Source organism: Lysinibacillus sp. TE18511, assembly GCF_054062295.1.
Genome location: NZ_JBSSFD010000010.1, coordinates 92,943 through 119,207 on the forward strand (window position 1 = coordinate 92,943; position 26,265 = coordinate 119,207).

The window sequence follows — 26,265 nt, forward strand, 5'->3', positions numbered from 1 at the left end:
CCATGACAAGCTGAATCAATGACCGACATATTCTGCTCATCTATATTGACAAAGTCCTTGGAAGGCTCCTCATACGGTGTATATCCTTCTTATTAATCCGCTTCCTGCTGAGCTAATTCACGTAGTCCGTTCATGAACATTCTTCATCTGCAGGCCATCAGCTAGTCAACAATCATACGCTTTGGTCGCCCTTGGCTATGCCCTGTCATACGACCACCGCGCTTTGATTCCAATAAAATACGGTTCAAGTATTTATGAATTTGACTATTCGAAAATGTTTGGTAGTCTAGCTCTAGCCGATTGCAAATATAAAAATCAATCGCATCTCGTTGAACCCGCTCCTGATTTATGCACTCTAAAGCAAAAGCTATATCATACGGATTCGCTGAGCGATTTTTTAACAACTCTCGTGCAAAATAGCGCAAAATGATTGGATGGTATGTGCTTTTTTGAAAACCTGCATACTGACTGTGAAGATAATTAACCGTATTGTATTCAGTCGCAATATCGGAAAAATCAATATACTCCGAGCGCAGTTTTGCACCCGATTTTAATTTAAAGCGCGCCAACTCTAGCTCATTATTTGCAAGTTCTAATGAATCATCTAGGACTATTTCTGTTGTATGGTTTCTAAAATCTAATTCATTCACTTCTTCAGCAAACCGTACTTTTAGAATCGTTTCGCTTCCTGTTGCCTCATAAGGAAGCTCATAGCTACTATGTAACATATAGAGCTTTCCGTTATGCTTGATAATGCCTTTCGCTATAATGAGGCTTGTATCTGCTACGATAATATTGGCACCAGTAATAATGCCATTTGAATAATCTTGGAAATATAAATCTAAAAATTCTCTTGGGTAATCTCGCAAATTTTCCAGCATTTCTCGCTTTAAAATTCGGCCCTTTTGAAAATGTGGATATTGATTGGCAAACAAGCTGTCACCCACCTCTTTTCTCTTTTCTCTTTTTTCACTGACATCCGCTGGAGGCTTTACTTTAATCCATCAAAGAAGTCTAGCTCAGACAAATCTGTTTCAAAAGCAAAGAATTCCTTCCTTCCAATAAACAGCTGTTCGTCTTTTCTTGTTACCGGTACGACATGGAAGCCCCAATGATCTTCTCCTGCGAAGACAAAGAACTTTACTTCTCCGTTAACGATGGAATCTGTCTCGTCTTGTGGAATTTTATCTTGATAATACGCCGCGATATTCTCATAAAGGACAGGCACAAAATCCTCTTGACGATTAAAGTAAGTGTATTTATACGATAAGTTATCATCACTACCAGTTAGGAAGAATTCAACCTCTGTTACACCCCACGGACGAGAAATTGTACCGTGAATTTGATTCAGCCTCTCTAAACTACTGATGAGTAATTTTTCCTGACGATTATGTGTAAAGGCGCTAACCGTATAAGGTACTACTGGTGCATGATTCGTCACTTCCGTTTCGATCATGCCAATCTTTTTCGCATTTAAATAACGAAGAGCTCCTCTTAGGCAGGCAAGCTTTAGTTCAGGTACTTTGCCGACATTTTCAGCCTTTTGTCTAAATTCAATGCTGCGTCCTGGTACAAATTCCTTTAATGCCTCGCGGAACGCATCGATTTTACAAGATTGTCCAGTTAGTTTGATAATGGAATATTCTCCTAGAATTCCACTCTCATAAAACTCCTCTAAAAACTCTCGCACAATATCATAAATATCAGCCTTAATAAGATGATTGATTTCCTTAATGTTGAAGAAGACATTTGGATAATCATAAACTTCCTTAAATTGATTGTTCTCTAGCATGGAAAGGCACCAGCGGTCTACAGCTGTGACATTTAAATCACTATCCTGCTGCATATCACTATCCGAATAAAAACGACTTCTTAAAATGCCCGTTTTTCGGAAAAATTCCTTCTTCATTTCCTCTGCCATTTCCCATAAGAAATAATAATTATTGCGGACACGTAGGTATTCATCACGCGTTCGATTTTCATACTCCTTAAAGCGCGTAGGGATGATGTACTCGGCATCTAAAAAGGCTTTTTCGAATTGCTCGTACACTGCTTCTGTGCCGTAATCGTCTACATATCGATAAATATCCTTACCAGGAATATCAATTAATGCGTCGATATCATAAGCATTTTTCCCTCGACTATAGTAATTCGCAAAGACAATTTTCATAAATTGAAAAATACGATATGTAATATTGTTGCCACCAAAATTCGTATCGCCATTTTCATAGGTTGTATGAATATCAATTTTGTATGAAATACGCCCATCCTCTATTCGAAACTTACAGGAGGAAAGGTCTGTAGTTCCACCTCCACAATCGATCACGAGTGCTTTATATAGCTTGCCATCCAGAAAGCTATTATTCTCTATTTGATTGGCGATCGTATTATAAAGAACCGCCATGCCTTCATCGAGGGCATGCTTCGTTTCGATTTGGTATTCAGGTAAAATCGCATGAAACATATCTAAAAATTGCGTTTTCAGCTTAACGGGACTGGAAATATGCAAATGCTTGAAGCGACATTTAAATTGATGCTCCGCCATTCGAATAATATAAAGCAAAAACTCTCTTAAAATTTGGCTTCGTGGCACCAGCGCCGTATTTCCGTTGGCATCCATAACCTCTTCCAATTTGGCATAATTACTAACCCAACGTTTAATGCCTTGGAATTTCGTCGCCAATGATGTATAGCTATTTTTTTTCATCATTTTTAACGCTTCATAGCCGAAGTGATAGCTTACTTGTTCTGAATCCGAGCAATCTGCTACTGTCATGACGGTCGGCACTACTTCGATCCATTCATTTTGATGGAGCGGGTCTGGAAATTGGACAAAATTGATGCTATTTAGCTGAATTCTTTCATTTAATAAATCATGACTGCAAGGGGAAGCGACATAATCACTCTCTAAATAGACACCAGCTGTTGTATTTGTTGTTCCAAAATCAATAGCAAGAATGGCATTGGTTGTTTCTAGCTGTTTAATCTCTAAATCTGGTATTGGCACCTTATAGTAGTGAAGATTTGTAGGCGGAAGTGGGGTCTCCTGATAGTAAGTCTTATAGATATACTCAGAATCTTGCTTTCTTAAAAAAATAAAGCAATAGTTTTTATTTTTTGTTTTCCGGATCCCAATCGCTTCATCAGCAGCAAAGAAGTACTGATTTGGGACTTGGTCGTCTTTTAGGACATTCAAAATACCGCACAGCTCCAATTGCTCATTTACTAGCAGTACATTGGATTCAACAAGAAAACCGCCTGTTTCTACGAAATACTGATCGGGTTTATCCATCTTCATCCCACTATATAAGCTCATTTTGGCAGGAATTTTAATATCACCATTGTCAGACATAGGTGTTTTTAAATATTTTTGCATGGCTGCTTCAACTCTATCAAAGCCCCCATCCTTGCTTTCTTTAATAAGAGGATTTTCTTCAGCACCACGATATCTTAAAATCTTGTCGATTAACTCGTCTCTTGTCAGTGTATTAATAAGCCCTGTCACAAGTTTTTCCTTATAACAAATATTTCTAAGCTGGAAGGTTGTCATTTCCATTAATTCTACCCGTGTATAGGTCATATATTTCTTTTCTGTATAACGCTTATTGGCATATAGCTTATATGAATATTTAGTCGTCATTCAAAAATCCCTCCTCTGCCCTGTTCAGTAAAGAACTATTCGATCTAGCTTCATTGTTTCCTCTGCATCCATAATACCGAAGTGATATTGCCAATAAACCTCTATATGAAAGCCAATTGGCAGAAAAATTTCTTGTACAAGCTGTACCTTTCGCTGATTTTGTTCTGTCTGCTTCTGAGGTATGTATAAAAGCAGCTCATCCCGCTCCTCCGATTTCACATAAATTATGCAATGCTTAAAGAGCCTTTTCAGCGTATCCTTTAATAAGTAGATTTCTTCCCCTGTCTGATAAAGCCTTAGCATATTCAGGACAACTATTTCTTGCTCCTTTTTCGTAAAAGCATGAATATTGTCACGTACCAAATGGCCAAAGACATTTGCTTCGATTTCTTTAAGAATAAAGCGAATAAAGAACTCTCTTTTATTCATGCCTTGCATACGATCGATTTCAGCTAAGAAATGCAAGGCGATGTCAAAAAGATAGTCCCTAAACTCTATATTTGTAGTATTGTCAGGATGGAAAAGATTGTTAAAAATCTCAAAATAGCGATAATAAGGATTTACTTCAACATGCTGTTCAACATACTGCGCGTTTAATAGTTGTGGACTAAGTTCCATATAGGGCGAATAGGTTTTGGCAAGGTTAAAATAAATATCCTTTTTAGAAAGACCTTCATCTTCAGCTTTAATAAGCAAATCCCAAATATAGTTCATAGCCAAACACCTTCACATTTATATTCAAAAAAATGTCGTTGCACTTCCGATACGAGGAAGCTTAAAATATCATTTGAAATAAAGTTTCTTTCCTCTTTCGCCTTAAACTTTAGTAGCATTGTTTTTTTATGATCACTTTCTCCTATCATTTCCGTTAAGAAAGGGTTCACAGAGTGACTAAAGCTTGTTCCTGAAAACGAGTCCAAGATGTCAACTTCAACAAGCTCAAGTCTAGTGGCTACCTCGAAGGAATTAATCATACGAGTAATTTCGCCCTTTGTTTTAACACTAGCCGCATACGTATTAGCAAATTTGTGCATAAAATGCTCTAGTCGTCGATTCGATACAAGCTCGTAATTTAATTTCCCGACCTTCTCATCTTCCATTTTCACAATTTTTATGAGCTCCCAAACCCCTGATTTATCTTGCGGCGAAACAACTGTCAATTCATTGTCTGAACGTTTAACGTAGCGAACATTTTGCTCATCAGCTTCGACAAGATAGCCATGCTGGTTTCCGATTTTTCGTATGGAAAGGACATGCTCAAAATTCACCTTATCAACAGCCGGGACGGGAAATCCAATATTTTTCAGCGTATGCCGTTCAATGTTCCAAAGCGGCACCATATTCAGTCGTTTTTTCGGCTCATACTCCTCTAAATCAATGATTATTTCAGTGATTTCAGCATCCTCGTTTAAAGAAGGACAATCCACCAAATTCACATCAAAAAATTTATGAGCGAATGGATGATTGATTGTCCTCCATGGTAATCCATTTATTTGGAAGATTGGATATAGCCTGTCGATTTCCTGCAAATAGTTGGTGTTTCTTGTAAGACTGACCTTAATCTCTACTTGTCCTTCTGTCGTTACTAACTTTCCACTGAAGCGTCGCTGCTCAGCAAGTAACTGTCGAATTTGCATGGAATCACACTCTAAAAATAATGTGAACAGTACGGACGGTTCATTTTTTTTATACGATTCAAGCAGTTTTTTTATTTTGATAGGTTTACTTTCTAAATCAGCTGGCCGCATCGGGAATAAGCATTCATGAATGGGATCAATATCTTCCTTAGAACTAAGCGTCACATAAATGTCAAACCTGTCCTCTACATCATCTATTTCGTTGAATATGCGCTCCTCAAGTCTTTTGTTCATTTCATCCTGATAGTCGATTAAATTTACAAAAACGCCACTGACAATATCCTTTAGAAGCTGACGTTGTTCTAGATCCTCTATTTTACGTAACCGTTCAAACATGAGCTCTTTAATCAATTTATTTTCCCTCTTTCATCAACTCAGAATCAGATGGCTGATTGGCAGCTGTCCCTTCATCCATAGGTGGAATTTCTTCCTCAGGTACTGCTTTACCAGCAGCTGGTCCTTGAGGAACAGGATTTAATTTATCATTGGCGTTCATAACCTTTCGCTCTAAACCTAAAACCTTTGATAGTAGCTCTGTCTCCTGATAAATTTCCTGTGCAAGTGTATAATATTCAATTGCTTTTCCGTACTCTTGGCGTGCATAGCTTTGATCCCCGCTTTTTTCTAAGCCTTCAGCCTTTAATTCCTTCTGGGTCTTTTTCAATTCGGCTATTTTAGCCTCGGTCTCTTCTATTTTCGTCTTTATTTGAGGTTCGCCAGCATAGGCAATCGGAAGCGCTTTTTTTCTTGCCTTTTGATAGCTTTCAAGAGCTCCATTGTAATCCTCAGCCTCAAATCGAAAATCTCCATCTTTTACTGCTTCAGCAATTTGTACAATGGTATCCATATTAGCGATCTTTTGTTCAGTTGCTTCTTTTCCAAAATCATCAATGAGCTTGCCTTCCTTTTTAGCCTTTTCATATTGCTTAAGCGCATCATCAAATTTTCCTGCTTCTGCTGATTTATCCCCGTTAATGATCAACTCAGTAATTCTTAACTTTTTAGCTAGCAAATTCCTATGTATTGGATCGTGCAATTTCTTTGCTGCATTTCTACCCTGGCTATATTCAAGAAGCGCCTTTTCATAATTTCCATCTTGAAAATAAAGGTTTCCGCTCTTTTCATGGTCTTTCATTTCTACGGTTAATTCAGCCATCTTTTTCCCTTGCTTTGCTTGATAATAAATTGCGCCTCCACCTACGATTAAAGTGACGATTAATGCAGCTGCAATCATTTTGATGTATTTCATTTTTTTCTTGTTTGTTTCCTGGTAAACCTTGTTAACAAATATAGCAGCGATTGTGTAATTATTAACAACCTTTCTTTGCCTGCTTAAAAGTACCTCTTCCAATAAATCAGTATATTGCTCTGGCTCTTTTACATCTTCCAGCGCGTCTGCCATCTCAATTTCACCGACATCTTCCCAAAAGCCGGCTGTACAAAGCACTAATACATCGCCATCCATTAACTTCATTTTCTTAGAGACAAAAGGCTGAAAATCATTTGGTTTGCCAAGATAATTTAGCAGATTGGTCCTTTCTTCATGCTGACTAATATCTAGCGAACGTTCCCTATTACTCACTAGCTCCTGTGCCAAGCTTTGATCGGTGCTTTTAAACGATAAAGTACCATTCCGGAAATGATACAGTCTCGAGTTTCCTGCTACTGCAACAATCATTTTTGAGTAATCTGATACGACTATAACGATACTAGCTTTTAATCTTACTCGTAGGCTCTGATTCTGAAGGATGTTCTGCGCATATCTTATATATTTTTTTATGCTTCTTCTGGACATGGATGGCTTTTCCATAAATTTCTCTAAAATCGCCTTCACAGCAAGCTCTGCACTACTTATTTCCTGATCTGAATCTAACCCCTTCACAGCTACCCAGCAGGCTACATCGTCCAGCTCCGTATAGGCAAAGTAATCTTTATTTTGCAAAAACGAGCCCGCTTCGGATAAAAAGCTAGTTTTAAAGTTGCTATTTTCCTTTCTCATGATTCCCCTCCTCAATATTAGTAGTAAGAGCTCTGACCGATAAAAAGATGATTATGTTTTTTCTAGGATAATGATTGTTGCATTATCTTGATTTTTCAAGCGTTTTTGTTCAACTGCTTTAATGATATTTTGCGCAATATCATAGGTTGGCGCATGCTGAGAGAGAATTTTTTCCATTTCAACCTCTGTTATGGTATCGTAGACGCCATCACTAAATAGACATACCTTGTCCCCTCTATGAAGCTGAATCGGGCTTTTTCCTATATCTAGATTTTTAAAACCTTCATATCCTAAATAATTTATAAGTCTCTTTTTTAAAGGGTTTTCCTGCACTTCAAGCTGCGATATTTCACCAGCTATATAACGCTCTGTTAACACGGATTCAAAAATATGCTTTTGATTAATCGCGATAAATTCTCCGTTTCGAAAAATTGTTATGACACTATCTCCAACGGCTCCCCAATGAAGGAATCCATTGTCATCAATAACGACCGCCACTAATGTAGTACCACCATTAGAGCCATTTAAATTTTCGAGAATCATATGGTTACTCGCTAAAGCCGTTTCCTTAAAAAATTTCTCCAGATTACTTAGGCCACTTAGCTTTTTGAATTCTTGTATAAATGTCGTGACAGCAACCGTACTTGCCATCCTACCGTTTGCTAATCCACTGATGCCATCTGCTAGAACTGCAATTGTTCCATAATTCGTTTCAGATGTAGAGAAATAGTCATCCTGCTCATCACGTCTACCAATTGTTTGACCATTCCCAATTTCAATCCTGCTTGTTTCATTTTTTTGCGTTAGCATGCTTCTAATCATTAGCAATGTAATGAGTACAATAATAAATACTAGCGCAATTATGTACGGCAGTAGTTCCAGTCCCATTTATCATCATTCCTCGCTCTGGTTGTTTTCCCATTCAAAGTGAACGCCACATAAAGGAATGAAAAGAAACATACTTCCACCTAATTGGATTACATCATATGCCGCTAACTCTGTTGGTGTATAAATTGCTTCATTGTTAAGATAGGCTAATCCCGATGCATCTCCAGGAAGTAAATAGAAATTCCTTTTTTTAGGATCATAAACGATGACAGCATGGTTACGCTTAGAAATTGAATTATCTCCAACAATACGAATATGCATATCTTCAGCTCTACCTATAAAGTTCTTTTCCGATAAAATTCGATAGTCTCGCCCCATCTGAGGTCCTTCTATACAAACTAACCATCCCGTTACCGGATCGATTCCATCCATTTCTCCGAGATATGGCATTGTCTTATCATCAACATCTACTGTTGTTTGCTGACCGCTTGATCTTTGCTCCTGTTCCACCATTACATTGCAATACGGACAAACATTTCTATGTCTTCTTGAACTAAACATGTGACCATTTGTACATCTAATCAAACTCATTTTCGCTATCCCCCGTCTATGTTACGAATTTTATTTTTCTCTATTTCACTAAAATTCGTGTATTTGCTATGTATATCGTATCTCCATTACCTATTGGGTAAGGACTCTCGTGCTTTAACCTATTTTTAACGCGCTTATGAGCTTTTTTAATACCAACACCATTGACAGAATCAATGTCCTCTATGTACCATACTCCAGATACACAATTTAATACGGCATGCTCATAATTGATGAGTGATTCATATTCTGTACCACTTAAGTCGATGTCTGCCTTATTGTCAGTTGAACTTTTTCCAATTAATAATGAAGATTGGTCATCTATCGCCCATTCCTCGATTTCCACTCCCCGATCATTAAGGAGAACTAGCTTTTGAATGTCCGCTATGGTCACATCGTTTTTTGTTACTCTTTTTTCATATTTAATAGAGCCAAAAATAATAGCGAGTATGACCATTACTGTTCCAATAATCGTTTTCAACAGAGCATCCTGATTCATGACAAATACATATAGAATAAAAAAGAAGGCAATTGTAACAATAATGATATCGATAATTTTTATAATCATTTGTTTATTTGTGTTTTCACTGTATACATCCATTGAATTTTGGTCATACATGATATCACACTCCTTCATACTTGCTATGGCTTTATATTACTTGTTAAAAAATCGTTCAAATAAATCCGTTGTATCTATCGGATTCTTCTTTGTATTCTTGTTAAGGGTTGATGACGTTTCCTTTGTTTTAGGATTAAAGCCAAAAAAATGCTCAAAGTTCTTTTCAATATTGTCCATATTAAAATCTGGCTTTTTTTCAGTAGACTGTTGGCGTGAAGATTGTTTTTCATTTGTCTGTCCTCTACTCCAACTTTGACCCACTCCATCTAGTCGCGCGTCGTATGCCTCTCTTGAAGCCTGATCCTTCAGTACTTTGTATGCCTCTGTCACTTCTAAAAAAATCTTTTCAGATTCTTTGTTTCCACCGCTCACATCTGGATGATGTTTTTTTGATAGCTTTCGATAAGCGAGTTTTATTTGATCGTATGTGGCGTCTCTACTAACACCTAAAGTTTCATAATGTGTTTTCATGTTTTTCATCCCCAGTATTAGGATTATTCAAAATTATCTAAGGAGCTATAAAAGCCCCTTAGATAATGTGGAATGTCTATCAAGCAGCAATCTTAGACAGCGTAGCCGCCTTCGATTTTCGCCAAGTCTGTTTTGTCTTTCTTTTGCTTAACGTATAAGTAGAATTCACCGATACCTTCTGTGTCACCAAATTTTTCTGTGTAGTCAACAACAAAGGCATTTGGGAAATGAATTTTTCTTACTACTTGATCAGCAGAAATAACTTCTAATGTTACTTTACGGTAGCAGTCAGCCTTTTCAGCTGGTACTAATGACCATAATCCTAATTTCATCGTATCATCAGAATTGTCACCATCAGTTGCAGTAAGGATTTTACCTCTAATTTTTAATGTTGCTCCTACATCTGTAGAACGTGCGTTAGAGTCATTTGGAGTATCTGTATCATACTCAACAGATATAATGCTATCTAACCCTAGTTCAATTGCTTCTGATCCTTCTACTTTTAATACAAAACCCATTCTTATTACCTCCTAAAATTTGTAGAATCGACTCGTTAAACTGCTGTAGATGAAATTTATAATGTTTTCAATTTCTCAAGCCTAATGCAAATGCATAAAGCATTGAGAAATATGTATTCATTTCATCTTGCAATTTATGGTAGATTCATATTTATGTTAAAAGATTTATGAATAAATCTTAAACATCCTACTTAAAAAGTTGATCATTGTATGTTTAAACTTGTTAGGCCTTAACAGCGCTTGATGCCTTTGTAATCATAACTTCTAGGTTCTTCACATTACCGTTGAACACTAGGTCAATTTGGCATAGGCTTGTTTTTTCATCGATAAAGAAGCCGATATCGTCTCCATCATGAATAATGGAGTTTACAAAGCCTTTATCATTAAGCCACTTGCTTTTTTGACTACTTGGATTATTACTAAAGAATCGAACGATATTTTCGTGCTTAAAGTCACCTGATTGGAATCGTAGAATTCTCTCAATATACGTACTAACTTGTGTTTTGTAGATTGAATCAAACCCATCTTCTTCCATCGCTAAGCTTCTTGCTTTATACACGGTAATACGTTTAATATCCTTATCTTGAAGCTGAGCATTTTCTGAAGAGAATACAAAGCCAAAGCTTCTGCTGTTAATAGCATCTTTAATATTATTAGTAAACCCTGAGATTTCTTTTGCCATTGTTGTAACGGCTCTAAGTGAGTTATCTCCGGCTTCAATATCGAATCGCACACCAGGGTAATTTCTCTGAACACTTCTGAATGATTCTTTCAAATATTCTGGACATTGATAAGCTGAGACGATACCTGCAGCTACATAACTTGCACCAACATAGACGCCCTCTATCCAAAGCTTTAAGATATCCTCTTTTTCTTTAGACAGTCGCGCACCATTTTCTGTTGTTTGCATTCTTGTATCAATGATTACACCTGATTTATCTTTTGGAATAATGGTGAAGTTCGGTAGACATGGTATTGCGAACTCACTATAGTCTTTTCGAACAAGCACTGAGCATTTATCGATCAGTCGATCAATACCTGCTGTTGCAATGCCATTGAATGTTGTTTCTTCTTCTGCCATGAAGTTGAAGAAGATTTGAATCTTATAATCTTTCACTGTATCTAGAAGAATAGATAACGATTCCATTGTATTTCCTTCTTGCTTAGCAACTTTATCGTTCCCTTTAAATCTAGATCTGCTAACTTTCATTTTTCCAGATGCCTCTAGTTCTAGGGCAGGGACAATCCCGTACCAAACTGTATCTGTAAAGTCATTTTTGGAGTTAACAGTGTTTAAATACGTACGTAATCGTGGTACGTTATTACTTTTAACGAGCATATCTAACTTCGTGTTTGTTACAAGTAACGATGGCTGCATACCTTTGTTTTTAGTCGCATACTGATCAAAGTACATTTTTACGCCTAATAGTTTTTCCACTAATGGCTTCACTGTTTTTACAAATTCATCCTTAGCATTCTTATAGAATTCTAAGTAGGTATTGTAGTTTTGTACCTCAGTTTCTACATCAAATTCAGCCTTCACAGCTGGCAATGGAGAGAACGTTCTTACGACTAAATCTTTGACATAAGAGGATGGTGATTCTGTAATCGCCTCGTAGTCCTCTTCAAAAACTGTGCTTAAACCATAGTTACTATTTTCTTCAATAACCATCAGTTCAGAGCTATTATTTTGTGGTGCCTCGATGATTTTTAATTCACCATTGTCACCAATAGAAAGTGTGCCAATTTGTAATTTTTCGGACTCATCTTCATCCTGATTAACGCCCAACAATAATCTTGTTTTAATATCTTCGATCGCTAATGGAAGCATCGCCATGACATTGTTGTAATTTCTACTTGCTACTTCAAACATCAGGTTTAGCTTGTCCCCTGTATCCAATTTTTTTGGATCGCCGTCATCTAATTTGTCATATTCACCATATAGGTAATGGATTTCTTTTCGGACTTGTCGAATGTCGTCCATAACCTTTTTAGGAGATATCATATCGAGCAGATTTTCAAATTTAAAATCTACATTCGCAATGCCCTGACTTCTTTTCGTATCAATGAGGGTGAATAGCATCTTTAAAAAATCATTATTTTGATCAATGGCTATTTCAGAAATACAGTCGTCTTGAATTCCCTCAGGTTTTTTAAGTGTATACATTACCTTTTGGTTAGCAGCATTGTAGAATGAGTAAACCGTTGGAGAAAACTTATCTAAAAATTCGTCGAAGCTTTTGACAAGTAGATATTGATTGATTTCTTTAATCTTTTCATCACTAAGACTGTCAATCCCTTTGACATCTCCAACAAGCGTGATTAAATCCATTTTTTCCGGATTAATTTCCTCAAAGAGCATGGTTCTGTTTGTTTGACTAATAATCTCCATTCAGTCGGCCGTATGATTATACAGCCATCCCTCCTTTTATAACGAATTTCGAGTAAGCATAATCATTAGTGAGTTGGTTAATTAAATTTAAAAAGTGAATCTTCAGTTATTATTCAGCAGATTAATAAACATACATGATTCACTACTATTTAACACCACATCACCGATGATAATATGTATCACAAAGTAACTATATACAATATCTAATTTTACTGTCAATATTTGCAATAGAATATTCTGTAAAACAAGAATATTGTTTCATGTTTAGTAAAAATTAGATGAAGTTAATTTTATGATATTTTATACAAAAAATATTCTTAAATCTTTATTTTTTATTATAAAAACAGCTTATGGCGTTGTTAATTCTAGTCCATAAGCTGTTCGGTAAGTACTTATTTATTTTTGTAAAATGATAATATAGCATCAAATTTGTGAAATAATTGGTCATTTAGAATTATTTACCTTTAAATAGGTCCTTATCCTGTTGATATTATGTTCCAAAGAAATTATCAACTCCATATATTTAAGTGAAGGGCATCTTCTTTTCGCATGCACAGATAACCCCCACATAATGGTTTGTGACAACAGAATACTCACTTTTTTATTATAATATCTGACATTCTCAATCCTATCCTCGATTAGTCGCTGGGATATATCCATTGGAATTACATTTGTTAGTGAAAAATAAAATGTTGCAGCTAAACTATAGATATCTGTATAAACACCCTGCTCTGATTTATAGGAATATTGTTCAAGAGGAGAATAGCCCGAACTTGTAAAAATTTGATAATTTTCAGCAGTTTTATAAAAAATCGCTGAACCAAAATCTAGTAAATATGGATTACCCTCTGAATCTATCATAATATTACTTGGTTTAATGTCACGATGGAGTATGCCTTTTTTATGTAAATAGCACAAAGCTTTCATTAAAGGGAGAAATATATCCGCATATAAATGATCTCTTTCATGAATTTGAAACTTATTTAAATACTGATCTAATAACATCCCTTCATAATAATCCATTACTATATAAATCGATTCATTCTCCTCAAAATATTCGATATATTTGACGATATTGCGATGATCGATTTGCTGCATAATGAGCGCTTCATTCTGAAAAATCTCTTTTAATTCTTTAAATTTCTGCTTCGTTGAAGGTAAACGGTTAACTACAGTCTTATTATCTAAATCCCGTAAAGCGATATCGTGTGGAAAAAACTCTTTAATAATTACCTTGTCCCCACCATTGTTATTTTCGGCAATATAGACGATGGATAATTTACTAGTAGCCATAACTTTTTGAATTTTATATGTATCATTTAAAACACTGTTTGTCGGTAAACTCAACTCAACTTGGATCGTTTGCATCTTCAATCTACCATCCCTTTCATGATATTTCGTCGTAAATCATGTACAATTCGTGACAAAATAAGTAAAAATATATGTAATTATTTTAATTAAAATACAAATTAATGTAATTATATCAATATATACTTTTATATTAAATAGTGATCTTTTAACAGTTCGGTTCTACATTAGATACTGGGATTGACACAATGCGAAACCTCCTGAAGTAATCCGGTGACTCCTACTCTTTATTTATGAACGTTCTATTCGTCGCTCTGCTCTTTCTTTCCGTCACTCTGCTCTTTCTTTCCGTCGCTCTGCCTTTTCTTTCCGTCGCTTTGCTCTTTCTTTCCGTCGCTCTGCTCTTTCTTTCCGTCGCTCTGCTTTCTATCCGTCACTCTGCCCTTTCTTTCCGTCGCTTTGCTTTCTATCCGTCGCTTTGCTCTTTCTTTCCGTCACTCCGCATTTTCTTTCCGTCGCTCTGCTCTTTCTTTCCGTCGCTCTGCCTTCTTTCCGTCGCTCTGCTCTTTCTTTCCGTCGCTCTGCTCTTTCTTTCCGTCGCTCTGCTCTTTCTTTCCGTCGCTCCGCCTTTTCTTTCCGTCGCTTTGCCCTTTCTTTCCGTCACTCCGCCTTTTCTTTCCGTCGCTCTGCTCTTACTTTCCGTCACTCCGCCTTTTCTTTCCGTCGCTCTGCTCTTTCTTTCCGTCGCTTTGCTTTCTATCCGTCGCTTTGCCCTTTCTTTCCGTCTCTCCGCCTTTTCTTTCCGTCACTCTGCTCTTTCTTTCCGTCGCTCTGCTTTCTATCCGTCACTCTGCCCTTTCTTTCCGTCGCTTTGCTCTTTCTTTCCGTCGCTCTGCTCTTTCTTTCCGTCGCTCTGCTTTCTTTCCGTCGCTTTGCCCTTTCTTTCCGTCTCTCCGCCTTTTCTTTCCGTCACTCTGCTCTTTCTTTCCGTCGCTCTGCCTTCTTTCCGTCGCCTTACTTTTGCTATCAGCCTCTCTCCCTTTTAAAAATAAAAAAAAGACGTCCAATAAGTACTAAAATACTTATCGGACGTCTTAATTCTATTAATTATGCTTTTTGATAGCGTAGCACTGGTGTACGAGCAGCGCGTGTTTCGTCTAGGCGAGACACGACTGTTGTATGTGGTGCTTCTTGAACGATTGATGGATTTTCTTCTGCTTCTTTTGCAATTTGAATCATCACATCACAGAATGCATCTAACGTTTCTTTAGATTCTGTTTCTGTTGGCTCAATCATTAACGCCTCTTCCACATTTAATGGGAAGTAAGTTGTTGGTGGATGGTAGCCAAAGTCCAACAGACGTTTTGCAATATCTAAAGTACGAACGCCAAGTTTCTTTTGACGACGACCTGATAATACAAATTCATGCTTACAATGACGGTTATATGGTAGATCATAGAATGGCTCTAGGCGACGCATCATATAGTTCGCGTTTAGTACTGCGTATTCTGTTACAGCTTTTAAGCCATCTGGACCCATTGTACGGATATACGTATATGCACGTACGTTGATACCAAAGTTACCATAATAAGGTTTAACACGTCCGATTGATTGTGGACGTTCGTAATCGAAGTGGTATGTTCCTTCTTCTGTTCTTACTAAAACTGGTTTTGGAAGGAATGGAATTAAATCCGCTTTTACACCAACTGGACCTGAACCTGGGCCACCGCCACCGTGAGGACCAGTAAATGTTTTGTGTAGATTTAAGTGTACGCAGTCAAAGCCCATATCACCAGGACGAGCTTTACTCATAACTGCGTTTAAGTTTGCTCCATCATAGTATACTTTACCGCCAACAGAGTGAATTAGCTCTGCCATTTCGATAATGTTTTCTTCAAATAGACCAAGTGTATTTGGATTTGTCAGCATTAATGCCGCTGTGTCAGAACCAACTACTTTACGTAAATCTTCAATATCTACTAAACCATTTTCATCTGATTTTACAGTGATAGTTTCAAAGCCTGCAACTGTTGCCGATGCTGGGTTTGTACCGTGAGCAGAGTCAGGAACAATCACTTTATTACGGTGACCTTCACCATTCGCTTCATGGAATGCACGGATCATCATTAATGCAGTCCATTCGCCATGCGCACCTGCTGCAGGTTGTAATGTCACTTCATCCATACCTGTAATTTCAACTAATGACGTTTGTAGTTCGTAAAGAAGCTCCATTGCGCCTTGAGTCGTTGATTCATCCTGTAATGGGTGAACATTAGCAAAGCCTGAAAGTCGTGCAACAGCCTCGTTAATTTTCGGATTATATTTCATCGTACAAGAGCCAAGTGGGTAGAAACCAGAGTCTACACCGTGGTTTCGACGAGAAAGTGCTGTATAGTGACGCATAATATCAAGCTCAGAAACCTCTGGTAATTCTGCCGCTTCCGCACGTACTAAGTTCGCAGGAAGTAAATCTGCTAGATCAACCTCTGGTACATCAAGTGCTTCTAAGCTATAGCCTACGCGACCTTCTTTGGAAATTTCAAAAATGAGTGATTGATTTTCGTTATGCATTAAGAGCCCCCATTTCTGCAACAAGTGCATCAATTTCTTCCTTCGTGCGTAATTCTGTTACTGCGATTAGAACGTGATTTTTAAGAGAGTCATATGTTTGACCTAAAGGATATCCACCGATGATACCTTTTTCAATTAAGCCTTTATTGATTTCTTTCACACATTTATTTGTTTTCACAACGATTTCGTTAAAGTGTGCACCTTGGAATGCAACTGTAAAGCCTGCCGCTTCAAAAGCATTTTTAGCATAGCGTGTTTTCGCAATATTTTGGGTAGCCATTTCACGAACACCTTGTTTACCTAGAGCAGTCATTGCTACAGATGCTGCAAGTGCAAGAAGCGCTTGGTTAGAACAAATATTAGAAGTTGCTTTATCACGACGGATATGCTGTTCACGTGCTTGTAATGTTAATACATAACCACGACGACCTTCTCCGTCCACTGTTTCACCAATAAGACGGCCTGGAACTTTACGCATAAGCTTAGTTGTTACGGCAAAGTAACCACAGTGTGGACCACCGAATGCTTCAGCAATACCAAAGACCTGTGCATCTCCTACACAAATATCAGCACCTAGCTTACCAGGAGGTGTTAAAATACCTAGTGCAAGCGGGTTTGAAGATACGACAAATAAACTTTTTGCCTCATGTGTAATATCGCCAATTACTTGCAGGTCCTCTATTTGACCGAAGAAGTTTGGATATTGTGTAATCACAGCTGCTGTATTATCATCGATTAGTTCTTTTAAAGCTTCTACATCTGTCACACCATCTTTATGAGGAACTGTAACAATTTCAATAGTTTGGCCGTATGCATATGTAGCAACGACATCTCGATACTCAGGGTGAACCGTTTCAGATACTAAAATTTTCTTACGGCGTGTATGTCCAGCTGCAAGCATGCCTGCCTCAGCTAGTGCTGTTCCCCCATCATACATAGAAGAGTTTGCTAGATCCATACCTGTAAGCTCAGCAATCATCGTTTGGAATTCAAAAATTGCTTGTAATTCCCCTTGCGAAATTTCTGGTTGATACGGAGTATACGCTGTGTAGAACTCTGAACGAGAAATAACATGGTCCACGATAATTGGCTTATAGTGATTGTATACGCCTGCACCTAAAAACGATACGTTAGCATTTGTATCCTTATTTTTCGCAGCAAGTGCCGATAATTCTTTTAATAAAGCTGACTCTGATTTTGCATCTTTAATATCATATAGGCCTTTAAAACGTACTTTTTCTGGAATATCCTCAAATAACTCATCAACTGAAGATACACCAATTACGTCTAACATTTCTTGTTTATCTTGCTCCGTCATAGGTAAATAACGATGTTTCATAAATGTAGCTCCCTCTTTTCAAATATTATTTTGAACGCTTGTAAAACGGTGTTTCTACTGTCACTACCTTTAAGTGCTTACCACGAATTTCGATTTCTAATTCAGTTCCGATAGTTGCGAATTGGCTGTCAATTAATGCGTTACCAACATTACGTTTAGAAGAAGGAAGTTGAGTACCTGTTGTCACTTCACCGATTTCCTTACCGTCCTTAAATACTTTATAGCCATGTCGAGGAATTCCTTTATCGATCATTTCAATGCCCACAATTTTACGTGACAGTCCATTCTCTTTTTGTGTCACTAATGCATCATGACCAAGAAAGTCTTCTTTATTTAATTTCACAGCAAAGCCAATACCCGCCTCAAGAGGTGAAATTGTCGCTGATAGCTCTTGCCCATATAATGGAAGACCCGCTTCAAAACGAAGTGTATCACGGCATCCTAAACCTGCTGGCACAACGCCTTTGTCTTTTCCAGCTTCTAAGATTTTATCCCATAACGCTTTAATATCTTCTGGAGAGCCGTATAATTCAAAACCATCTTCTCCTGTGTAACCACTACGAGAGACTAATGCTTTATGACCAGCAACTTCAACATCTGCTTGGAAACGGAAGTATTTAATGGCACTTACATCAGTAGCTGTTAATGATTGAAGTACCTCTTCTGCTAATGGACCTTGAAGGGCAATTTGTGCATAAGCAGAAGATTGATTGTCGATTGTGACATCAAATTGATGTTGATTTTCCATCATCCAATCATAATCTTTTTCGATATTTGCAGCATTGACGCATAATAAATAATGCTGATCGGCTAATTTATATGTTAATAAGTCATCGACAACACCACCATCTTCATAGCACATTGCATTGTATTGCGCTTGGCCTACAGCAATCTTCGAAATATCATTTGTCAAAAGATTTTGTAAAAAATTTAGAGAATCAGGACCAGTTACTAAAATTTCACCCATATGTGATACATCAAATAAACCTGCACGATTACGTACTGCATCATGCTCTTCCTTAATAGAAGAAAATTGTACTGGTAATTCCCATCCACCGAAGTCAATTGTTTTACCACCATACTTTGCGTATGCGTCAAATAGAGGTGTACGTTGTAATTCGTTCGTCATTCTTTTTGCCCCCTTATTGTTAGTTACATTTTTACTGGTAGTAGTTCGTCTGTTTTTGTATTAGTACAATGAATGTTCTGCCAATTCATTTTGAACGCTTAAACAAAACATTTTGACATAAAAAAAGACAGACGAACCCCTTTTCGGGATTCTCTGTCCTTGCACCTGAAAGTTACACCAGACTGGCTCGCATTGTTACAATGCCAATCAGCCGGCTTTCTCCTTCGGTGGCTGTTGTAATACAGCTCTCTCCAGAGTTGCGTCTTGTACGAGTCCTTTTACCTGAGAGATTCATAACCTTTGCTACTTGCTCCTTCGGTGACGTCTACAACGTTCTCTCCCCGCACAATCATCCGCCCAAGATTAATCTTGGTACTATTTAGTATTCAATGAACTTTTAGTTACTTATTTGTCTATATCCTAACATTAATTGCATTGAAAAGGCAAACATTTTTTAAATTATAATAAAACACGAACATTAAATTTAATTTAAAATATTATCGTTCGCCTTTCAACCTTTTAACTTGGAATACTAAATACTCAAGAATTTGACGGATTGTCCTACTCTCTGTTAACACCTGTATATGTCCTGCCTCACGATAGAACTTTCTTCTGTAATGATACAGATTCTCTAGCTCCTCTTTTGTTGAACTCTGTACGATTGGTCTATTTGGATCATGCTGTATTCGTTTGTAAATATCTTCGAATGTCGCATCTAAAAAAAACACGAGTCCGCTGCGTCTCATTATTTTTCGATTTTCAGCATTGACTGCAACCCCACCACCTGTTGAAATAATACAAGCTTCATCTCTAAAATTTTCCAAAAATTCTGTTTCTATTTCTCGAAACCGTGCTTCTCCGTATTCTTCAAATATTTGTGGGATTGTCATACCCTGCTGTCTAACTATTTCACGATCCATATCATAATATGGCATCTTTAGAAAATAGCTTAAACGTCTTCCTAACGCACTTTTCCCGCAGCCCATAAAGCCAACTAAATATATTTTTCGCATTCGAATCACCTTCTTATAACTACGATTCTACACTGTCTGACAAAATTTGTCCCAATAAATTTATCGTAGCTCGAACATTCATCTTTTCTAGCCCTTCATATGTTCGAAACTGAATTTCATAAGACGTATAATACGTAAGAACAAAAGTAGTTACAAAAAATAATAATGCAATTGCGATTAAAAAAATAGCCCCTCTGTCATTTTTCAATAATTGGTACATAGAAGGTCCGCTCCTTTTGGATACCGCTTGGAAATTCAACAGATACCGTTAACATATTTTTTTCATATTTGAACTGGCATTTATTTATACCAATTAACATTGGCACATGACCACCCTTTACTTGATCACGAATTAGATTGCTATAACAATCAATATTATGAATGGTATCTGCCGTTTGAAAAGTTATTCTCTTTCGATCTTTTCGAATCGTAAATGATGAAATATCCTCTAAATACATATTCAAATCATAAGCAAATAGCTCCCACTTCGATTGTTCATCAGAAAGTACCGTTGTTTTCATTTCTGCGAACCAAAGCATTATGAAAACAACAAGATGAGCAATAAGCACAAAAACAACTAATTGGAACAACGCTTCTAATAATGTATAGCCCCGCTCATTCATCGACTTCACCTGTCAGCTGGATGCATTTTTTACGTAATTCTCGTGCATTTTGAAAGCTTACACATATCCCCTGCCCATCAAAAGCCCAATTATATTCTACATTTTCGATTGTATTAGAGCCTTCCGCTTGCCGTAAATAGCGATAGTGCTTTAAGCCCTCATAGGCCGTTTCAGCTGCTATAACCTCTAGCTTCTTATTGTAAAGAGTTGTTTTCATAGTGTAGCTAATCGGTATTAATGTCGTGCATAAAAACATGACAATGACCACTGATAGAATCGTTTCTACAAATGAATAACCAGATTCATTCAACTCTTGATCTCCCTCGCCCTAACGTAATCACAACCTTTTTAATGCCCTGGGGTGTATTAAAATAAATAGACCCTGGAGTCATGACGTTCCCATAGTAGTTGAATATTATCGTGTGAACCGAACTCGAATCAGGAATGAATTCAACCCCTTTCGGAAAAGGGCGTGCATATAATTCGGTATAAAAATCTTTTTTTATGATATATCTTTTTGATGAACTCTCAAACTTCATCGAAATATATTCTCTTTGATGCATACTATAGGTTTGTATATATTGAATATCTAATTGAATTTGTGAAAAAAACTGTTCAAGCTCCCGATTTTCCGCTACTTTTAACGAATACTTTACGACAATTACTGACAAACACATAACGATAAACAATACCATTAGCATTTCAACAAACGTAAAGCCGCGCTCACTTTTTATAACAACCATTATCCACCAGAACCTGTTTCAGCAGAGGTCTTTGCTAATCGTACTTCCCCTTCATTAGTGATCATAATCTCTTCCTTATTAGGACAGGTCGTTTCATTTTTCTTTAAATAGCCTTTTGCTACTAAATCTTCAATTGTTGGATAAACCATAAAATCTACTCGATACGCCTCTACCTGCCCCTGCACCATGCTAATATACGCCTTACAGCCCTTCTCATCGATCGTAGCAAAATGTTTCGTAACGTTTGGAATTGTGATTAATATTAATATTGATATAATCAACAAGACTATTAGCATTTCGATCAAAGTAAATCCGGCTTGCTGCTTTATACGTTTCATTATTATCCTCCTATACTAATTCAATCATGTGATATATTGGTAATAATAAACTGACATACGCGGCAACTATGCACATTGCAATAATGATAAAAAAGCTCGGCTGCACAAACGCAAGGATTTTATGCAATAGCTGCTCCTGCTTTTCTGTCAATAATTCGCTATACAATACAAGCTCTTTCCCTAAATAGCCACTCTTTTCTCCATGCTCAACAAATGTCGAGAAATCCTTCTGCCAAACTGTCATCAAATTTACAGCTTGTGTTAACGTATCACCAAAAACAACACGCTCCTTTATACATCGAGCCAGATATTGGAGAAATGGTTGAAGTCGCTGCTCCTCTAAAATTTGTAGACTTGCCTGTAAAGAAAATCCACTTTGTAGCAGACTTCCTAAATACGCAGCAAATTGTCTCGTCAAAGATATTCGTACCCAAATCCGAATAAATGGGGTTTTTAGAATCATAATTAGCCGGTGAGCAATTGGTTGTCGTTTGAGATAAAGCTGAAATATCAAAATGCTACAAATTACTGCTAACACTACGACAATTAGAGCATCAGGAAAATGTAACAGTATTTTTGACAAAGCAACGCTTGTCTCCCCTGTGCCGGTAGTTCGACTTGCCACCATTTTTTCTATATTAGGAAAAAATACGGTGCGAAATACTAAAAACAACAGCAACAAAAATAGAATGAGTACCATTGGATACAAGAGTAGCTTCATTAATTTTTTCTTCGCGGCCTCACTCAAAGCCATTTGCTTAGCCACACCTTTTAGCGTCTCAATCATATGGCCATTGTTTTCTGCAACTGTAATAGCCACTAAATGCTGCTTTGAAATATGCAACGCTTCAAGAACTCCCAAAACACCGACTCCTTGCCTCAGCTTTTCATTAATTAGCTTTTGTATTTCTTCATGTGCTTTAATATGATGGGGCAATAGAATAGAAATAGCTTGCGGGAATAAATAGCCTTCCTGCATTAGCACGCTTAATCGACTAAAAAAACGGGCTTGTTCCTTTACTTGCCAAATTGTCGCCTTTTTATATTCAAAACGAATTCTCTCAATAAACTTTTGTATTCGCATAGTTCTGGCTCTCGATTAATTCTCTTTGACCTGTAAGCGTTACATCATGCGGTAGCTCAAAGCTAGTTTTTTGCATAATTGCCTTAAAGGCCATTTGAAGATGAGCATTGCTTAATATTTCAAACAATGCACGGCGTTCTTCCTGGTTAATTGGCGATTGGAAAAGTGTTTGAGCAACAACACCTACCACAGTTTGACGAAGTTCTTCTACTGAAACACCTAAGTCAATGAATCGATAAAGGCAATTGACTGAATCCTTGGCATGAATCGTCGTTACCACTAAATGACCTGTTAAAGAAGCCTCGATTGCGATTTTCGCTGTCTCTTTATCACGTATTTCTCCAATCATAATAATGTCAGGTGAGTGGCGTAAAATAGCCTTTAAGCCTGTCGCATATGTAACACCTGCTCGTTCGTTCACCTGAATCTGAAGTAGATTAGCCTGATTATTTTCTACAGGATCCTCTAATGAAATGACGTGTCTATTTAACTCTGAAGAACAATAATGGATCAAAGAATACAAGGAGGTTGACTTACCAGAGCCTGTTGCACCAGTGAAACATAATAGCCCTTGTCGGTGTTTCACTAGTTCCATTAACATCTCTGCTGCATGCTTGGAATAAGATAGGGAAGTAAGTGGGAAAGTATGATTTTGCAAAAGAAGTCGGATAATTAGACTTTCTTTTAAAAATACTGAAGGAAGTGTAGAGACACGGAAGGCATATTGATCTTGTTCCATAGCTTTATGGAAGGCGCCACTTTGGGGTTTACGACGCTCGCTAATATCTAATGCCGCTAAAAATTTATAGAAGGAAATCATTCGTTCCGCAAGATCGTGCGGTAACTCACCTGCTTGGAGTAACCGATCATATTTTCGAAAATAAATACGATAATGTACACTTTCCGGAACTAATAATATATCTGATGCACCAAAGTTATAGGCCTTTAGTAAAAGTTGCTCGCATTTTTGTTCAACAACCGTTTCAAAATTCTGCATATTCGCACCCCTCTTCTAGTTCATTCGAATATGACCGCTCTATTCGTTATTTCCTAGTATAGATACGAAACTGCCACGAGAAAAGCCCTTTTCTTAAAATAAAAATTTACTATAGAATTCTCTATTATTTATGATTTTTGCTATCAAAATGTGGATAACATGCTATTTTACCTAAAAATGAACATAATCCTATGAATGATGAATTCGAAAAACTATTGAAAGAGACTAATCAATAATTTTGTTATGCTAGAAGAATAAATATAAACCCTCAGTTGAACTGATTGTCTCATTAAGTGTTCATATTGAATATCAAGCTTATTTATATTTTGAACAAAAAAAACCTATTAGATTGTTTATTAACACAACCCAATAGGTTATAAAAATTATTTAATAGAAAGAAACACAGAAAATAAACAATTGGAACAAGCCCCACCGAATTAAAGTTACAAAACTCTTTAAATTGTTTTATTAAGCAGCACGTTAATTGTTCATTATTATTCAAGCAGGAATGTACATATTTATATTAGCATTTATAATCTTGATTCTGTTATGTGTTTAGCAAATACTTCTCTCTCGTTGTCTAAACATCTGATTACACTTTACTAACTATATTGCCCCTATACTTATAAAAGTTATGCTAACAATCTAGTTAACACAGCCGATTTTTTACTATTATGAGTTTACCGCAAACAAATATTCTAAACATTTCTTAAATTTATCATTTTCAATACGTGGCTTCAATGTTGATACACCAATCGAGCGATTCTTATCAATGTCTAACAAATCATTTGTATTGATTACTGTCAGTGTGCTGGTGGTTACCATTTAATTATCTAAACAAATTATATACTATACATATTTTCACCAAAAACATTCTAACAACAGCTTCATTACGATACTTATAAGCATCGTAAGTAAAAATGTGAATTAAAAAAGATGCACATAGTGACTTATTATTAAAAATAGGGGCGAACCATTTTACAGTAAGATTCGCTCTATCGCTAATTACTTTTTACAATCCCCTTCATAAGCAATCCGTTTCGGTTAGCCCAATCAAATATATAATTTTGACTTTCTAAAACTCTGTCATCTGCATAAACTTTTCCGTTCCTTTTTCCAATAACGGAGCCCATCTTTAAAATCTCTGGGACAATATCTTCCGAATCAGGGTATTCAAAACTATCATTAAACCCAGGCTTAAGCCAATGTAAATATATAAAGTAATTATTCTTCTGAAAATGCTTTAAGGATTTTAGTGCATCTTTCTTAAATTGAATTGAACATAATACAATCTCAGGTTCATAATCTATTTGGATAATTTCTTCAACTGGTTATTCCTCTTTCCTGCAGCGAACCATTAATCAAAAACACATAAGTATATTCTCCATTTGGTTCTTTATCAAACTGAAATTTTTTAAGAAGGTTTCCGTATTCTTTTTTTGTAAGATTTTCTTCGAACACAGCCATAAACCTCAATAAAATCAGTATAATATCTATAGTTATTCAAATGCGCCTGTTTAAGTAGAAGTTTATCGCTAGCATTATTAACCAATTCCTAATGTTACCCATTATAACATATTGCCCAATTGTATTAGCATGCTGTACTTGTTTTCGTAGCAGTTCCCATCTCTTATGCCCAATCCTATTGATTAAACCGAGGTATATCCAGTAATACTCACGGTTTTTTCTAGGCATACAAAAATCCCCTTTAAGTAAAATGTTAACTACAACTTACTGTAGTTTTTTAACATTATCTACTTAAAGGGGGATAATATAAAAACAAAATACTTAGCCCTATTTTTCTCTTAAATATAGACCCTCAGTTAAACAGATAGTCTCGATAAGTTTTCTATATTTCTTATCTTGTACAAATACAGAAACAATTAATTCATTTACCCATGCAATAATCTTTAATTCTGGTAAATAAATTATAGTTTGCTCGTATCCTCTAAGACTTAATTTTAAGTAATTATTTAATTCTTTCGGGGATATAATTTGAATAAAAGGATTGTCTTTCATTTTTAATAGATATTCTTTTTCTTCATTTGTGAAGAAATCTGGCACCTCACCTTGTGAAAAGTAATAAGAACTTTGTACCCACAAAGAGCTATAACTTGATAAGATAGTTAAAGTGTTTATAAATTTTTTTTCAACTTCAAAAAACTCTTTTGGTGTTTGTTCATTTTGACTAAAACAAAAGTCAAGAGGAGCAAACCATTCCATCGACTTATTAATAATCATGGGAAAACGATCTATTATTAGAAAATCCCCTGGGTATTTAGTATAAATGTCTTCTTCTTTTTCAAGAAATCCTGTAATATCAAAATTAATAGAAAGATTAAATGAATCAAACATTTTTTTTATAATTCTATTTTGATTAAAAAACTTTTCACTCACCTAAATAAACACCCCTTTTAGATAGTAACAC

The 26,265-nt window shown here is 36.4% G+C and carries 25 protein-coding genes and 1 riboswitch; of the genes, 1 reads left to right on the forward strand and 24 read right to left on the reverse strand.

Annotated features, from left to right (window positions below):
* Positions 1-161 precede the first annotated feature (161 nt).
* The 12 genes from ACVWXS_RS10095 to ACVWXS_RS10150 all read right to left on the reverse strand — a co-directional run bounded on the left by ACVWXS_RS10095 (position 162) and on the right by ACVWXS_RS10150 (position 14,060).
* Positions 162-935 (reverse strand): DNA and RNA helicase, encoded by a 774-nt coding sequence (locus ACVWXS_RS10095; protein ID WP_456958085.1) that lies wholly within the window; start codon positions 933-935, stop codon positions 162-164.
* Between the two features lie 56 nt (positions 936-991).
* Positions 992-3,640: a molecular chaperone gene (locus tag ACVWXS_RS10100; protein WP_456958087.1), complete on the reverse strand. Its 2,649-nt coding sequence runs from the start codon at positions 3,638-3,640 to the stop codon at positions 992-994.
* A 24-nt stretch (positions 3,641-3,664) separates the two neighbouring features.
* Positions 3,665-4,360, reverse strand: a complete 696-nt coding sequence (locus ACVWXS_RS10105) for an iron-dependent peroxidase (RefSeq protein ID WP_456958089.1) — start codon at positions 4,358-4,360, stop codon at positions 3,665-3,667.
* The gene (locus ACVWXS_RS10110; protein WP_456958091.1) at positions 4,351-5,628 is read right to left on the reverse strand and encodes a normocyte-binding protein; all 1,278 of its coding nucleotides are present in this window, start codon (positions 5,626-5,628) and stop codon (positions 4,351-4,353) included. Before ACVWXS_RS10110 ends, ACVWXS_RS10105 begins: the two co-directional genes overlap by 10 nt.
* A 1-nt stretch (position 5,629) precedes the next feature.
* The gene (locus ACVWXS_RS10115; protein WP_402991325.1) at positions 5,630-7,276 is read right to left on the reverse strand and encodes a serine/threonine protein phosphatase; all 1,647 of its coding nucleotides are present in this window, start codon (positions 7,274-7,276) and stop codon (positions 5,630-5,632) included.
* A 51-nt stretch (positions 7,277-7,327) separates the two neighbouring features.
* Positions 7,328-8,164, reverse strand: a complete 837-nt coding sequence (locus tag ACVWXS_RS10120; protein ID WP_423471112.1) for a PP2C family protein-serine/threonine phosphatase — start codon at positions 8,162-8,164, stop codon at positions 7,328-7,330.
* Between the two features lie 6 nt (positions 8,165-8,170).
* Positions 8,171-8,695 carry an FHA domain-containing protein gene (locus ACVWXS_RS10125; protein WP_223556189.1) on the reverse strand — a complete coding sequence of 175 codons (525 nt, stop codon included), beginning with the start codon at positions 8,693-8,695 and terminating at the stop codon, positions 8,171-8,173.
* A 40-nt stretch (positions 8,696-8,735) separates the two neighbouring features.
* Positions 8,736-9,311, reverse strand: coding sequence for an FHA domain-containing protein (locus tag ACVWXS_RS10130; RefSeq protein WP_423489757.1), 576 nt, complete (start codon positions 9,309-9,311; stop codon positions 8,736-8,738).
* 36 nt (positions 9,312-9,347) lie between these two features.
* On the reverse strand, positions 9,348-9,782 hold the full coding sequence (locus ACVWXS_RS10135) for a J domain-containing protein (protein WP_368636831.1): 435 nt from the start codon (positions 9,780-9,782) through the stop codon (positions 9,348-9,350).
* Positions 9,783-9,874: 92 nt separating this feature from the next.
* Positions 9,875-10,300 (reverse strand): membrane-associated protease 1, encoded by a 426-nt coding sequence (locus tag ACVWXS_RS10140; protein ID WP_368636830.1) that lies wholly within the window; start codon positions 10,298-10,300, stop codon positions 9,875-9,877.
* A 223-nt stretch (positions 10,301-10,523) separates the two neighbouring features.
* Entirely contained in the window at positions 10,524-12,692 is a 2,169-nt protein-coding gene (locus ACVWXS_RS10145; protein ID WP_427520073.1) for a transcriptional regulator, read from the reverse strand.
* Positions 12,693-13,136: 444 nt separating this feature from the next.
* Entirely contained in the window at positions 13,137-14,060 is a 924-nt protein-coding gene (locus ACVWXS_RS10150; protein WP_456958096.1) for a serine/threonine protein kinase, read from the reverse strand.
* Positions 14,061-14,293: 233 nt separating this feature from the next.
* On the opposite strand from ACVWXS_RS10150, the gene ACVWXS_RS10155 reads away from it, so the two are divergent.
* Positions 14,294-15,046: a hypothetical protein gene (locus ACVWXS_RS10155; protein ID WP_456958098.1), complete on the forward strand. Its 753-nt coding sequence runs from the start codon at positions 14,294-14,296 to the stop codon at positions 15,044-15,046.
* Positions 15,047-15,107: 61 nt separating this feature from the next.
* On the opposite strand, the gene gcvPB is transcribed toward ACVWXS_RS10155, so the two are convergent.
* The 12 genes from gcvPB to ACVWXS_RS10215 all read right to left on the reverse strand — a co-directional run bounded on the left by gcvPB (position 15,108) and on the right by ACVWXS_RS10215 (position 26,234).
* Complete coding sequence (gcvPB, locus tag ACVWXS_RS10160; protein WP_402991124.1) at positions 15,108-16,571, reverse strand: aminomethyl-transferring glycine dehydrogenase subunit GcvPB; 1,464 nt, start codon at positions 16,569-16,571, stop codon at positions 15,108-15,110.
* Positions 16,564-17,910, reverse strand: coding sequence for an aminomethyl-transferring glycine dehydrogenase subunit GcvPA (gene gcvPA / locus ACVWXS_RS10165; RefSeq protein WP_456958100.1), 1,347 nt, complete (start codon positions 17,908-17,910; stop codon positions 16,564-16,566). The genes gcvPB and gcvPA overlap by 8 nt, the downstream gene beginning before the upstream one ends.
* Before the next feature lie 25 nt (positions 17,911-17,935).
* Complete coding sequence (gcvT, locus tag ACVWXS_RS10170; RefSeq protein WP_423471098.1) at positions 17,936-19,039, reverse strand: glycine cleavage system aminomethyltransferase GcvT; 1,104 nt, start codon at positions 19,037-19,039, stop codon at positions 17,936-17,938.
* A 260-nt stretch (positions 19,040-19,299) separates the two neighbouring features.
* Positions 19,300-19,392, reverse strand: a riboswitch (glycine riboswitch).
* Between the two features lie 144 nt (positions 19,393-19,536).
* Complete coding sequence (locus ACVWXS_RS10175; protein ID WP_456958103.1) at positions 19,537-20,052, reverse strand: shikimate kinase; 516 nt, start codon at positions 20,050-20,052, stop codon at positions 19,537-19,539.
* A 19-nt stretch (positions 20,053-20,071) separates the two neighbouring features.
* Positions 20,072-20,272: a hypothetical protein gene (locus ACVWXS_RS10180; RefSeq protein WP_068983514.1), complete on the reverse strand. Its 201-nt coding sequence runs from the start codon at positions 20,270-20,272 to the stop codon at positions 20,072-20,074.
* Positions 20,250-20,675, reverse strand: a complete 426-nt coding sequence (comGF, locus tag ACVWXS_RS10185; protein WP_456958144.1) for a competence type IV pilus minor pilin ComGF — start codon at positions 20,673-20,675, stop codon at positions 20,250-20,252. The genes ACVWXS_RS10180 and comGF overlap by 23 nt, the downstream gene beginning before the upstream one ends.
* Positions 20,668-20,985: a hypothetical protein gene (locus tag ACVWXS_RS10190; RefSeq protein ID WP_374966038.1), complete on the reverse strand. Its 318-nt coding sequence runs from the start codon at positions 20,983-20,985 to the stop codon at positions 20,668-20,670. The genes comGF and ACVWXS_RS10190 overlap by 8 nt, the downstream gene beginning before the upstream one ends.
* Positions 20,978-21,418: a competence type IV pilus minor pilin ComGD gene (gene comGD / locus ACVWXS_RS10195; RefSeq protein WP_368636820.1), complete on the reverse strand. Its 441-nt coding sequence runs from the start codon at positions 21,416-21,418 to the stop codon at positions 20,978-20,980. The genes ACVWXS_RS10190 and comGD overlap by 8 nt, the downstream gene beginning before the upstream one ends.
* Positions 21,418-21,756, reverse strand: coding sequence for a competence type IV pilus major pilin ComGC (gene comGC, locus ACVWXS_RS10200; protein WP_068983518.1), 339 nt, complete (start codon positions 21,754-21,756; stop codon positions 21,418-21,420). The genes comGD and comGC overlap by 1 nt, the downstream gene beginning before the upstream one ends.
* A gap of 10 nt (positions 21,757-21,766) precedes the next feature.
* Complete coding sequence (gene comGB, locus ACVWXS_RS10205) at positions 21,767-22,840, reverse strand: competence type IV pilus assembly protein ComGB (RefSeq protein WP_456958106.1); 1,074 nt, start codon at positions 22,838-22,840, stop codon at positions 21,767-21,769.
* Positions 22,818-23,837, reverse strand: coding sequence for a competence type IV pilus ATPase ComGA (gene comGA, locus ACVWXS_RS10210; RefSeq protein ID WP_456958108.1), 1,020 nt, complete (start codon positions 23,835-23,837; stop codon positions 22,818-22,820). The genes comGB and comGA overlap by 23 nt, the downstream gene beginning before the upstream one ends.
* 1,794 nt (positions 23,838-25,631) lie before the next feature.
* Positions 25,632-26,234 (reverse strand): hypothetical protein, encoded by a 603-nt coding sequence (locus tag ACVWXS_RS10215; RefSeq protein WP_456958110.1) that lies wholly within the window; start codon positions 26,232-26,234, stop codon positions 25,632-25,634.
* Positions 26,235-26,265: the final 31 nt, after the last annotated feature.

Bases quoted from the DNA above. Each gene is read 5' to 3' on its own strand.
- ACVWXS_RS10150 (WP_456958096.1), bottom strand. From the start codon at position 14,060: ATGCAAACGATCCAAGTTGAGTTGAGTTTACCGACAAACAGTGTTTTA.
- gcvT (WP_423471098.1), bottom strand. From the start codon at position 19,039: ATGACGAACGAATTACAACGTACACCTCTATTTGACGCATACGCAAAG.
- ACVWXS_RS10130 (WP_423489757.1), bottom strand. From the start codon at position 9,311: ATGTATGACCAAAATTCAATGGATGTATACAGTGAAAACACAAATAAA.
- comGB (WP_456958106.1), bottom strand. From the start codon at position 22,840: ATGCGAATACAAAAGTTTATTGAGAGAATTCGTTTTGAATATAAAAAG.
- gcvPB (WP_402991124.1), bottom strand. From the start codon at position 16,571: ATGCATAACGAAAATCAATCACTCATTTTTGAAATTTCCAAAGAAGGT.
- ACVWXS_RS10180 (WP_068983514.1), bottom strand. From the start codon at position 20,272: ATGTACCAATTATTGAAAAATGACAGAGGGGCTATTTTTTTAATCGCA.
- comGF (WP_456958144.1), bottom strand. From the start codon at position 20,675: ATGAATGAGCGGGGCTATACATTATTAGAAGCGTTGTTCCAATTAGTT.
- ACVWXS_RS10125 (WP_223556189.1), bottom strand. From the start codon at position 8,695: ATGAGTTTGATTAGATGTACAAATGGTCACATGTTTAGTTCAAGAAGA.
- comGD (WP_368636820.1), bottom strand. From the start codon at position 21,418: ATGGTTGTTATAAAAAGTGAGCGCGGCTTTACGTTTGTTGAAATGCTA.
- ACVWXS_RS10120 (WP_423471112.1), bottom strand. From the start codon at position 8,164: ATGGGACTGGAACTACTGCCGTACATAATTGCGCTAGTATTTATTATT.
- ACVWXS_RS10175 (WP_456958103.1), bottom strand. From the start codon at position 20,052: ATGCGAAAAATATATTTAGTTGGCTTTATGGGCTGCGGGAAAAGTGCG.
- comGC (WP_068983518.1), bottom strand. From the start codon at position 21,756: ATGAAACGTATAAAGCAGCAAGCCGGATTTACTTTGATCGAAATGCTA.
- ACVWXS_RS10145 (WP_427520073.1), bottom strand. From the start codon at position 12,692: ATGGAGATTATTAGTCAAACAAACAGAACCATGCTCTTTGAGGAAATT.
- ACVWXS_RS10140 (WP_368636830.1), bottom strand. From the start codon at position 10,300: ATGGGTTTTGTATTAAAAGTAGAAGGATCAGAAGCAATTGAACTAGGG.
- ACVWXS_RS10100 (WP_456958087.1), bottom strand. From the start codon at position 3,640: ATGACGACTAAATATTCATATAAGCTATATGCCAATAAGCGTTATACA.
- comGA (WP_456958108.1), bottom strand. From the start codon at position 23,837: ATGCAGAATTTTGAAACGGTTGTTGAACAAAAATGCGAGCAACTTTTA.
- ACVWXS_RS10155 (WP_456958098.1), top strand. From the start codon at position 14,294: ATGAACGTTCTATTCGTCGCTCTGCTCTTTCTTTCCGTCACTCTGCTC.
- ACVWXS_RS10135 (WP_368636831.1), bottom strand. From the start codon at position 9,782: ATGAAAACACATTATGAAACTTTAGGTGTTAGTAGAGACGCCACATAC.
- ACVWXS_RS10115 (WP_402991325.1), bottom strand. From the start codon at position 7,276: ATGAGAAAGGAAAATAGCAACTTTAAAACTAGCTTTTTATCCGAAGCG.
- gcvPA (WP_456958100.1), bottom strand. From the start codon at position 17,910: ATGAAACATCGTTATTTACCTATGACGGAGCAAGATAAACAAGAAATG.